Source organism: Capnocytophaga sp. H4358 (assembly GCF_002302515.1).
Lineage (GTDB): Bacteria > Bacteroidota > Bacteroidia > Flavobacteriales > Flavobacteriaceae > Capnocytophaga > Capnocytophaga canis.
On the sequence record NZ_CP022380.1, the window covers coordinates 385,964 to 397,500 of the forward strand.

7 protein-coding genes are annotated in these 11,537 nt (G+C 35.0%); 2 read left to right on the forward strand and 5 right to left on the reverse strand.

Annotated features, from left to right (window positions below; all coding sequences use genetic code 11):
• Window positions 1–73: 73 nt before the first annotated feature.
• The 4 genes from rpsR to CGC49_RS01655 form a co-directional block, all read right to left on the reverse strand.
• A complete protein-coding gene (rpsR, locus tag CGC49_RS01640) occupies window positions 74–367 on the reverse strand; it encodes a 30S ribosomal protein S18 (RefSeq protein ID WP_042005311.1) in 294 nt (97 codons plus the stop codon).
• Window positions 368–370: 3 nt separating this feature from the next.
• Entirely contained in the window at window positions 371–712 is a 342-nt protein-coding gene (gene rpsF / locus CGC49_RS01645) for a 30S ribosomal protein S6 (RefSeq protein ID WP_095912658.1), read from the reverse strand.
• Window positions 713–921: 209 nt separating this feature from the next.
• Window positions 922–1,593 carry a hypothetical protein gene (locus CGC49_RS01650; protein WP_095911707.1) on the reverse strand — a complete coding sequence of 224 codons (672 nt, stop codon included), beginning with the start codon at window positions 1,591–1,593 and terminating at the stop codon, window positions 922–924.
• 576 nt (window positions 1,594–2,169) lie between these two features.
• Window positions 2,170–4,635, reverse strand: coding sequence for an outer membrane beta-barrel protein (locus CGC49_RS01655; protein WP_095893249.1), 2,466 nt, complete (start codon window positions 4,633–4,635; stop codon window positions 2,170–2,172).
• Window positions 4,636–5,234: 599 nt separating this feature from the next.
• Here CGC49_RS01655 and CGC49_RS01660 point away from each other — a divergent pair.
• Together CGC49_RS01660 and CGC49_RS01665 are read left to right on the forward strand one after the other, a co-directional pair.
• Window positions 5,235–8,600: a SusC/RagA family TonB-linked outer membrane protein gene (locus CGC49_RS01660; protein ID WP_095893250.1), complete on the forward strand. Its 3,366-nt coding sequence runs from the start codon at window positions 5,235–5,237 to the stop codon at window positions 8,598–8,600.
• A gap of 12 nt (window positions 8,601–8,612) precedes the next feature.
• On the forward strand, window positions 8,613–10,175 hold the full coding sequence (locus CGC49_RS01665; protein WP_095911708.1) for a RagB/SusD family nutrient uptake outer membrane protein: 1,563 nt from the start codon (window positions 8,613–8,615) through the stop codon (window positions 10,173–10,175).
• A gap of 579 nt (window positions 10,176–10,754) precedes the next feature.
• Here the strand turns inward: CGC49_RS01665 and CGC49_RS01675 are convergent.
• Window positions 10,755–11,456 (reverse strand): IS1 family transposase, encoded by a 702-nt coding sequence (locus CGC49_RS01675; protein ID WP_095911709.1) that lies wholly within the window; start codon window positions 11,454–11,456, stop codon window positions 10,755–10,757.
• Window positions 11,457–11,537: the final 81 nt, after the last annotated feature.

Below are 11,537 nucleotides of genomic sequence, written 5' to 3' on the forward strand. Positions count from 1 at the left end.
TTACGAATTATGAAGTTAGGTTCTCTCGCTGTTGAGAAAACCAACAACTTTTGATTATTATTATTATTTTTGATTATTTCAACAAGTCAGCTACATAAGGCATTAAGGCCAAATGACGTGCTCTTTTAACTGCCGTAGCTACCTTACGTTGATATTTCAAAGATGTCCCTGTCAAGCGACGTGGTAACAATTTTCCTTGCTCATTAACAAATTTCAACAAGAAATCTGCATCTTTATAATCAATGTATTTGATTCCTGATTTTTTGAATCGACAGTATTTTTTTTGTTTTGAAGTGTCGATATTTAGAGGAGTTAAGTATTTAATTTCTCCGTCTTTTTTTCCTTTTGCTTGTTGCTCAATAGACATTCCTTACGCTTTTTTAATGTTTAACTTTGCTCTTCTTTTCTCAGCCCACGCAATAGCGTGTTTGTCTAATTTTACCGTTAAGAAACGCATTACACGCTCGTCACGTTTAAATTCTAATTCAAATGAACTGATAACTTCACCAGCTGCTTTAAACTCAAACAAGTGATAAAAACCACTTTTTTTGTTTTGAATTGGATAAGCTAATTTTTTCAAGCCCCAATTTTCTTTTGATACAAACTCTACACCCTTTGCCGTAAGGAAATTCTCGAATTTCTCTACTGCTTCCTTTATCTGTGTTTCAGATAAAACGGGATTCAAAATGAAAACAGTTTCGTAATGATTCATAAAATTATTTTTTGTGTTAAAAATTTGAGGTGCAAAAGTAGTACTTTTTTTACTATCTACCAAATTTTTACGTTTATATTTTTTCTATAAACCCAAATTACATATCGAACGTAATCGCAAAAAAAGAAAGAACAAGAGTATATCCTGATAAAAATTTAAAAAGTCCTGAAAATGATACTCTCATATTTTAGAGACTAAATGCACTGGACTTAAAAATCATATCGAAGAGTAACCCCTCCTAAAACTCCTAAAGTCGATAAATCAAAATCTTTAGATTTAATCAGCATATTATCAAATCGCCACTTGTTTGAATAAGAAATCTTATAGAAAACATCAGCGTTTAAGTATATCTTAAAACGTTTGTCATTCGAATGGTAGACTCTAAAATAAAATTTGCCTCCAAAAGTAAAATCAGCTTCTTTACCTTGTATATGAAGTGATGTAGGTGTAACTGAATTTTTAAATTCATAATCTAAATAAATTTCACTTTCTTGATGACCTAAACCAAAATAGGGAGTAAATGTAAAGATTTCATTAGCTATAACATCGTAGGTTACACCAAAAGTAGTATATTCATTTTCACCGCTATAATAATGCCCATCTTGGTTTGAGGAGCTACTTAAATTTGCTGATAATGTTCCCAATTTAATTCCCCAGCGGTTGAATCTGAAAATAAATTCACCGCCTCCAGCTAAACCATTTCCTTTATCTAATTTGGCAACCAAAGCAGGATATGATCGACTGACCAAAGCATTGTCTATCTTATCAAAGGAAGTATACACAGGCATTCCAAAAAGGGATGTGACTTCCAAAGAGCGTCCATTTTGTGCGATTGCAAAAAACGGAAATAGCAATATTAAAAATAACTTATACGCTCTCATATGTTAATCGTATTCAAAATTAGGTTTATTTTCACAGGCATAGACTTCATCATTATCAGATAATTATTATCTCCGAAAGGCGTTCAACATTTTTTTATACACCCACTGAATTGCAATTCGTAGCAAATGTATAGATATAAAAATATAATTTTGTTAACAAAAAGTTAAATCGTAAATATTATATATATATTCGTAATAAAAAAGAAAATAACAAAACATTTTTTACATTCAAATAACTGAAAATAAGATATTTAATTATATACACCAAGTTTTGTTATATTTCGATACACTTAACACAGATGAAATTTTGAAAGTGTTGTAAAAAGTATGATACCTTTAATAAAGTGGATATTTCTGTCAGGCTGAGCGTAGTCGAAGCCCTGTAATTACGAGGCTTCGACTACGCTCAGCCTGACAATCAAAACTACCATCATACTTTTTATAACACAACCGAAATTTTAAATGTAATTATAAAAAGAGTACAATTATCTCAAATTTAGAACTTATGAATTAATACGTAAAAAGAGGCAATTCGTTAAGAATCACCTCTTTGATTAGTTATTTTTCTTTATGTTTTTACATCATTTCCATATCTCCACCTGCATCGTCCATAGTGCGTTGACGCCGTTCTTTAGGTTGTTGTTTCATATTTCCGAAACGATAGGTGAAATTTAACATGATTTGACGCTGTCTCCACTGCATCTCAGAATGTGAGATAACTCGTTCAGTTCGGGTGTCGGCAATCATTTTACGTGAGTTAAAAATATCGCTTACATTCAACGACACACTTGCTTTTCTATCAAAAAGTTCTTTACTGAGTGCCAAATTAGCTGAAATGCTACCCTCTATATCTGACTGAGCTGATTTTCTTGGGGCTGAATAATTTACGTTTGTTTGAAAATCAATACCATACACAATAGGTAAACGTGCTGTAAATCGGCTTGACCAAGAATTAGCCTCGGTATTGAATCGTTGAACGGTTGTGGTATTCAAATAGTTAGTATAGCTGTATTCCCCTTTTGATTTATAGTGATAAAAGTTGAAATTCAATGAAAAACGCCAATTTCTTTTTGGGGTATAGTTTGCTGTAAATTCCATTCCTGTACGAGACTCATCCGAAAGATTTATTGGACGACGCAACATCACTGGCACCAACAATCCATTGACTGTAACGAAATCGCCTGTTTCCAAAGAAATCATATCAAAAACTTGGGTCGAATAGTTGTAATATACGGATGAACTTAGCGTCATTTTTTCCCATTTTTTTAAGTGAGAAATCTCAAAAGCATTCGTATAAGTTGGGTCGAGGTCTGGGTTTCCTCCAAATAAATTGGTATTACTTGAACGCGACACAAATGGGTTGATAAAACGCGACCACGGACGACGCAATCGCCGACTATAACTCACACTGATTTGTTGGTCGTTTTCAAACTCACGTCCTACGTACAGCGAAGGGAATAATCCTGCATATTCTTTGGAATAGTTTTCTTGAGTATTGACCAACAGTGATTGTATTTTCGTATGCTCAAAACGTAAACCTCCCATAAAGTTCCATTGACCTGCTTTGATTCCGAATTGTGAATAAAACGCATTTACGTATTGGTCATAAATAAACCGATTACTCAAATTGTTGTTTACTATCAACTTCCCTGTGTTGTCCAAAATTCCCACTGCATAATCCGTGTCAGTTTCATCAATTGTTCCTCGATACCCGGCTTCAAATTGAGATTTTTTGTTAGCTCCAAACGGAAGAACATAGTCAATTTGAGCTAAATGCTTATTCACTTTTTCTTTATTGATGGTTTGTTCCACATCTAAATAGGTATTCGATGTTAAGTTATGCTCCGTAATGAGTCCATTTCCTTCTTGATCTGATTTAGAGAATTGATAGTCAGCGGTCAATTTATGACCTTCATCATTGAATTTATGCTCAAAATTCATTGCGTATTGAAAACGTAAATCATCACTTTTCTCAGTGTTATTTCTATAACGTTGCGCTGTCAAAACACGACTGGCGTTATAGTTAAAAAAGTCTGTGTCAGTAATGTTTTTACCGTCATTGGAAACCACTACTACGCTATTTGTAATGGAAGAACGTTCATTGAAACGATATTCAGCTCCAAGATTGAAATTCAACCCTTTACGATTACGGAATGTTTGTCGATTTTCATCTTGGAAGTTAGCGGTTTTTCCTGTTGCATCCAAATTTTCTTGGTTAAAAAGTGTTTTTCCTGGAGATTTTCGATTACTGTAGGATAGATTTCCAAAGAATGTCCAATCTTCTTTTCGTAAACTCAAATTCGTACCCAATTCATAAGCCTCCGGATTTCCAACAGATGCACTTACAGACCCAAAAAGTCCAATAGCACTTCCTTTTTTAAGAATGATATTAATGATTCCTGCAGTTCCTTGGGCATCGTAACGTGATGAAGGATTCGAAATTACCTCAATACGTTCTATAGATTCGGCAGGTAATTGACGTAAAGCTTCATCATTCACACCAGACAAGGCCGAAGGTTTTCCGTTAATGAGAATTTGAACGCTTTCGTTACCACGGAAACTTACCTTTCCTTCCGTATCGACCGAAACGGACGGCACATTGTCCAAAACATCTGAAATTGAACCTCCTTTAACGGTCATGTCCTGACCTACATTGTATATTTTTTTATCTAAATGTAATTCAACTGTGGTACGCTCTGCAACTACTTCCACTCCTTCTAACTGCTCTACATCTGAATGTAGAGCTATGGTACCTAACTTTGTATTTTCTTTAAGGTTGAAGTTTTTCACTTCATAATTTTTGAACGAAAAAAACTTGACTTTCAAGGTATACATCCCTTTAGGTGCTTTAATGTGAAATTCTCCTTTTTCATCGGTTACGCCTCCCGTCAACTTTGTTGGATTTTCAATAGGTTCTAAAACAATAGTTGCGTATTCTAAAGGAGTTTTAGAGTCATATTCAACGACCTTACCTGTAATAGAATAATCCTGCCCCCAAATCGTAGTGGTTGCTAAAAATAATAAAAGTACAATTTTCTTCATACTGCCTATGGTTTAATATTCGAAATATAGCTCTTAGACAATAAAAAAATAACAAGGTTTAAACCGATTCATATCTTTTTTATGTTCTGACAACTATTTGTATTCTTTCGCTATCTAATAAACAACTGTATTTAAATAACTTATACTCTAATTAGAATTTTTATAAATTGATATTTTAAGGTTTTATTATTTCATAATCTAACAATTCCTTTCGGATGATACTTTTATTTTTCTAAACAATTAGATAATTTGAAAAAAATTCGTTTATTTTCGTTTCAATCCAAATAGAGATGTTTAAACTATTTTTACACAAGAAATCGATTTAAAAACGAAAAAAAACAAAATTATTGATAAATCATTTTTTTAATAGATCTGATGTAACTATACATCTAATTTTAACATTTAAGACTGTAAAAAAAACAATTTTGAGGATATTTTTCACAAAAAAATGAATCATTTATAAGATTTAAATCAAGAAAATCATAAAAAAAATTAACGTAATTGTTGCTTATTCGACCAAAAAGATTATCTTTGCCTCTGTGTTATTATGTATAACATATTAAAAAAATTAAGTAAAACTTTAAAAACTAAATGTTGCAATGAAAGGAAAATTTCTAAAACACATTTTGATTATGTCATTATGTTTCTTTCTTCAAGGAGTTTTTGCTCAGGAGAAAGAAGTTAGTGGGGTGGTAACTTCATCAGATGATGGAATGCCAATTCCTGCCGTGTCGGTTATTGTAAAAGGCACAAACCGTGGTGTTGCCACCGATTTTGATGGAAAATATACCATCAAAGCCAACGAGGGAGAAATTCTTCAATTTATCTCATTAGGTTTTACAACCGTTGAGAAAAAAGTTACAGGGGGGGGTAAATCATTGATTATCAACGCTTTAATGAAAGAAGAAGCAAACCAATTGGAAGAGGTTGTTGTTACGGGATACGGAGGAACTCGTGAGAAAGCCAAATTAACAAACTCTATTGCCACAGTAAAGGCCGAAGTATTGGAAAAGGGGTCATTTTCAAACCCTGCACAAGCATTATCAGGGGCTGTTGCAGGATTGCGAGTAGCACAAACTTCGGGTAAACCTGGATCCATCCCAACATTAATTCTACGTGGAGGTACAAACCTAAACGGTTCTGGTTCTCCTTTAGTCATTGTTGACGGGCAAGTTCGCGGAGGTTTGAATGACTTAAACCCCAACGACATCGAATCAATGGATTTATTAAAAGATGCAGGAGCCACAGCAATTTACGGAGCAAGAGCCAACAACGGGGTTATCCTTGTAACGACAAAACGCGGTAAAGTAGGTTCTTCTTCGATGAACTTGAGGATAAAGCACAGCTTTGACTATATGAATCGCCAGCATGAATTTTTGGACGCACGCGATTATCTACATTGGCAAAGAACCGCCGTTTATAACACCTCTCGTATCTATCAGTTAGCGGATGGCACTTGGAAAGGATATTCGAATGCTAACTCTTTGAATAATGTAGGTCCTTACGGAATAGGAAACCTGCATTTCCATCCAAGAACAGGTGAATTGATTGACCCTAATGTTTACTCACAAGCGGTTTGGTCTCCGATGTTATTAGAGCGATTGTCAGATTCTCAAAAACAAACATTGCTTGGCGAAGGATGGCAAACCATGATGGATCCCGTAACGGGAAAAGAAATTATCTTCTCTAATTTTGATCGTTCAAGCACAGCATTCCGCCCATTTGCTCTGACAAGAGATTATACATTCTCAATGACTGGCGGTAACGAAAAGGGAAAATACTACGCAAGTTTAGGATATTTTAATCAAGAAGGATTGCCTGTAAAAAACTGGTACAAACGCTTAAATGGTACGTTAAATGCTGAATATCAATTAAGACCTTGGCTAAAATCAATCAGTAGTTTTTCTATTGCTCATGCTACTTGGAATAATAACATCAACGGAATGGGTGATGACCGTTATTTTGGTCGTATGCTTTCTGCTCCTCCTACACAGAAAGAATATGTTGATGGACAATTAGTACTGGGAAGAGATGTTCAAGACGGAAACCCATGGATCTACGATGGGAAATTCATTCGCAAAAACAATACCGATAAATTTAACTTAGGACAATCGTTCAAAGTGGATTTATTGAAAGGACTTTCTTTCACATTGAATGGTTATGTGATGTTTGACGAGGGAGTTTACGAATCTTTTGACAAGGACTATTTAGATAGACCTAACTCAATAAACAAAACGCGAAGCTCTTCAGCCTCTTTTGGAAGAACGATTCGCCAGACCTATAACGGTATTTTGAACTACAAAGTGTCATTAGGCTCTCATAACTTAGATGCTATGGCGGGATATGAATACTATGATAACTACCACATGGGGTTCTCTGCAACAGGTGAAGGAGCTCCTACCGACGACTTTATGGATTTATCTCTTACATTAAGTGAAGAAGGAAAACGTCGCATTGATTCAAACCATAGTAATAATCGTATCAAATCCTATTTCGGTCGCTTAAATTATGACTATGACGGAAAATATATTTTATCTCTCACACTTCGCAGTGATGGATATTCAAGTTTGATTGACAATCGTTGGGGTACATTCCCTGGAGTTTCAGGAGGATGGGTAATTACCAAAGAAGATTTTGTTTCTGACAGTTTCAAAAATATACTTTCGTTTGCAAAACTTAGAGCCAGCTTTGGTTTGAACGGTAACGCTTCAGGCATTGGACCCTACGATTTACAAGGTAGCTACCGAACAGGAAAATACAAAGGAGAAACAGGCTTTCACTTAGGAGATTTACCTAACACAGGGTTGCGTTGGGAAAAATCAAGAACCTTTGAAGTAGGGGCTGATTTAATGTTCTTAGAGAACCGTTTGTCAACAAACATTACATTTTATGATCGTTTGACCGAGGATAAATATGCGAATATCGGTCTTCCTCATTCTTCTGGTATCACAGCTATCAGAACCAATAACGGAGCTTTCAGAAATAGAGGTATTGAGTTTGAAGCCAACTTCAAAGCCATTAACAAAGAAAAAATGAAATGGGACATTGGACTAAATATAACTCATAACAAAAACACTGTAATTAAACTACCTAACAATGGCTTAGAGAGAAATCGACAAGGAGCTTTTGAGGTGTATGACGGAACTACAGGAAATAAAATTTGGGTAGGCGGTTATCAAGAAGGGCAAACTCCAGGAGACTTGTACGTATATGAAGCCTTAGGTATTTACAAAAATGAAGAAGAAATTAGACAGTTAGCAAATAACCTAATAGATGAATCTATCGGGGGGTATGGTAGCGATAACAAAAAATTGTATGGCCCTGCTGCTTGGGAAGCCCTCAGTGAAGCCGAAAAATCAGCATCAAAGGTTAAACACCTCCCTATTCAACCAGGAGATGTGATTTGGAAAGATGTGAATGGAGACGGAAAAATTGACCAATTCGATAAAGTCAAAGTAGGAAATATATTCCCTAAATTCACAGGAGGTATCAATACCACATTCTCTTATGAAAACATTCGCCTTTCAGCTCGTATGGATTATGCCCTTGGATTTAAGCAATTGATAAGTGAAATTGGAAGTTTACCTTGGTTTATGGCAAACGCACAAGGTTCATTCAACACAGTAACCGAAGTCAAAGATTCTTGGACACCTGAAAACCCAAATGCTAAATATCCCCGTTATGTATGGGCTGACCAATTAGGAAAAAGAAATTACACCCGTGATACAAGCATGTTCGTGTACGAAGGAAGTTATTTAGCTTTCCGAGAAATTTCATTAGCATATGCTTTCGATAGCGATTTATGCAAATCATTATCATTAAATGGCTTGGAAGTTTCTTTAACTGGACAAAACTTGGGATATTTGACACAATCAAAAGCCTATTCTCCTGAGGCTTTAGGAAGAACTGCAAATAATTATCCTTTACCGCGAACAGTAATCATTGGTTTAAACTTGACTTTTTAAAATTTTAGCAAGATGAAAGTATTTAAATATTTAACAGTATTGACTTCCTCATTACTATTAACCGTATCGTGTAACGATTTGGATTTAGGTCCAGAGGACTACTATGGAAGTCAGAATTTTTGGAAAACAGAAGCCCAAGCAAAAGGTTATATGCTGGGGCTGCACAGAGAACTACGAAGTAACTACGTAAATTACTGGTTATTAGGAGAAGCTCGTGGAGGAACTCAAATCACCACAAGTACCTCTCTGGCCAACTCAGTAAGTTACTCGGCAATTAAATCTCAAAACTTAACCAGTGCTAACACAGGTGTAGCAAATTGGGTTGGTTTTTATGGTAATATTTTGCGAATCAACTGGGCTATTAAACAGGTTGAAAATGCTAACTATCTGAAAGACACAGACAAACAACTAATGTTAGCTCAATCATATGGTTTAAGAGCATGGTATTATTTTTGGTTGTACAGAACTTACGGAGGTGTTCCTATGAACAAAGAAACCAAAGTACTTGACAAAACACCTGAAAATGGAATTGATTTGTACACTCCAAGAAGCACTCCAAAAGAAATTTTGGATCTCATCAAAGAGGATATTGCAAAATCAGAATCATATTTTGGAAATTCAACTGCTTTGATAAAATCACAATGGAGTATCTATACAACAAAAATGCTGAAAGCTGAGGTTTATTTATGGTCAGCAAAAGTAACAACAGGTAATCAAACTCCCGCAGGAACAGATTTAGCCACTGCTGAGAGTGCATTAAATTTTGTTAAAAACTCAGGACGTTTCAGTTTATTACCTTCGTTCAGCAATGTATTTGCTCATAACAACAAAGAAAACGCAGAGATTATTTTCTCAATGCCTTTCCTTGAAAATGAAGCGACCAACCACTTTAGTCAGTTTATGTATAATCCAAACGATTTTAATAGTAAATTCAAAGCTGACGGAACTCCAATCCCTACCAATGATCCGTTAAACATTGCATCAGGTGCGGGTGTATTCCGTAACGAATATATTTTCCCTCTTTTCGAACAGTTCGATGCTACTGACTCTCGAAAAACAGCTACTTTCTATGATTTCTACGGAACCGCCACAGGCGGAGGACGAGGCATTGTGCTAACTAAATACATGGGCTTTATCAACACGAGTGGAAAACGTATTTGGTCAAGTGATATTCCTGTTTACCGCTACTCAGATGTTCTTTTAATGCTTGCTGAAGTTGAAAACAAAAAAGGAGGAGACCCTGCTCAATATATCAATCAAGTTCGCAAAAGGGCATATGGTACGGCCTATAACGCAACTGCACATGGGTACACCAATGGTAGTTTTGCTGAAAATGAATTAGCTATTTTGAAGGAAAGAGATAAGGAATTTGTAGCAGAAAATAAACGTTGGTTTGACATCATTCGTTTACAAGATGCATCAGGAAAACCACTGGTTTTCTCAACAGAAGCTAATTACGATAGCTCTACTGCTCCTATTCTAAACCCAAGCACTGAGGCTCATAAAGTATTATGGCCAATAAACAAAGGAGTAACTGACACCGACCCAGAAGTGGAACAAACACCAGGCTACTAAAAACATATTAATTAATAATTACTCTAAAAAAGAGGCTGTCCCAAAACTATCAGACAGCCTCTTCTTTTTTATTGAAACTATTAGATGAACCTTTATGCTAAAAAAACTCTATTTTTAAAATAGAAAAATAAATATACCATTTGATAAAGTTAACTCTACTTTTTAGGGTAAGCCCTCTTTATAAATCCAAATGTTTTTAATATGGCTGAAGTATCTTTCAATTCCATTGGTGGTGTTTGAGATTTTAGGACTCTCCAAGTAGTGAAAATATTGGGAAGTACTCTTTTAATAGTGAAATAAGATCTTCTCAGCATCTTATGAGTGTACCAATATCTTCCCGTTTCAGGATTAATGTTTTTTTCATTGATATACGCTTTGTGCTTTTCATACCACAAATTCAAAGTGTTTATCCCCAGATTTTATCATTATGCTTTTGAATTTTGAAAAATAACAAAATATGTCTGAGTAGTTCTTACCCACTGTGGTGCTTAGGAAATTTTGTAAGCCAAATTAAGCACGTTCTCTCAATATGAACCAAACATCTTTGCTCTATGGGTAGTGTTTCCCAAAGTATGATACTCAAATCCACCCAAAATTGATGTAGAAAAACACAATTTCAAAAGCTTTTATATGGTTTTTAAACTTTTTTGAAAAACAACAAGTTTTCCTCACCGCTCGGCGTATCCGATGTCTCAAAAGTGTGTTGTTTCCTTCAATATCAGTAGTGTATTTTTTACCTACTTTATGTGTATATTCTTGAAAAACAGACGCAAAAGCTTCCCAATTATCTGTACAAATCTCATCAAAACTAACACTCAATTTCTTCAATTTCTCACGAAGTTTTTGGGCTGTTTTTATGTTTCGTTTGCCCCATACCCACGCTACAATTTCCTTTGTTTCAGCAGAATAAGCATAAATCAACCACTTTTTATTCTTCTTTTTTCCCACAAAAGTCCAAAGTTCATCAACTTGTAATGATTTGTATTTGTTTTGTTTGGGTTCGATTTCTCGATTGAAATTTACCAAAACCGAAAGTACTTTTTTGATGCTAACTTTTTCAATTTCAGCAATATCACGAATACCTACATTTCTTGCCAAAAGCAAGAGAATTTTCGCAGCAATATGCGAAGCCCACCCTTTGTAGGTCAGATTATGGTCGCCGATAAATTGGCGTTTACAGGTTTTGCAAAGATAGTTTTGTTTTTTGTTCTTTTTATTCCCATTTTTGACTATCTTTGTGCTTTGACAATTGGGGCAGTGGAGTTTAATTGTTATTAGCATTCAACAAAAATACAAATTTACTCCCTGATTGTCAATTTTTTATACCATCATACTTTTTAAAACACGACCTACATTTTCTCT

What these genes read in the sequence shown, in the direction of transcription:
- rpsR (WP_042005311.1), bottom strand. Translation starts at nt 367, where the DNA reads ATGTCTATTGAGCAACAAGCAAAAGGAAAAAAAGACGGAGAAATTAAA.
- rpsF (WP_095912658.1), bottom strand. Translation starts at nt 712, where the DNA reads ATGAATCATTACGAAACTGTTTTCATTTTGAATCCCGTTTTATCTGAA.
- CGC49_RS01650 (WP_095911707.1), bottom strand. Translation starts at nt 1,593, where the DNA reads ATGAGAGCGTATAAGTTATTTTTAATATTGCTATTTCCGTTTTTTGCA.
- CGC49_RS01655 (WP_095893249.1), bottom strand. Translation starts at nt 4,635, where the DNA reads ATGAAGAAAATTGTACTTTTATTATTTTTAGCAACCACTACGATTTGG.
- CGC49_RS01660 (WP_095893250.1), top strand. Translation starts at nt 5,235, where the DNA reads ATGAAAGGAAAATTTCTAAAACACATTTTGATTATGTCATTATGTTTC.
- CGC49_RS01665 (WP_095911708.1), top strand. Translation starts at nt 8,613, where the DNA reads ATGAAAGTATTTAAATATTTAACAGTATTGACTTCCTCATTACTATTA.
- CGC49_RS01675 (WP_095911709.1), bottom strand. Translation starts at nt 11,456, where the DNA reads ATGCTAATAACAATTAAACTCCACTGCCCCAATTGTCAAAGCACAAAG.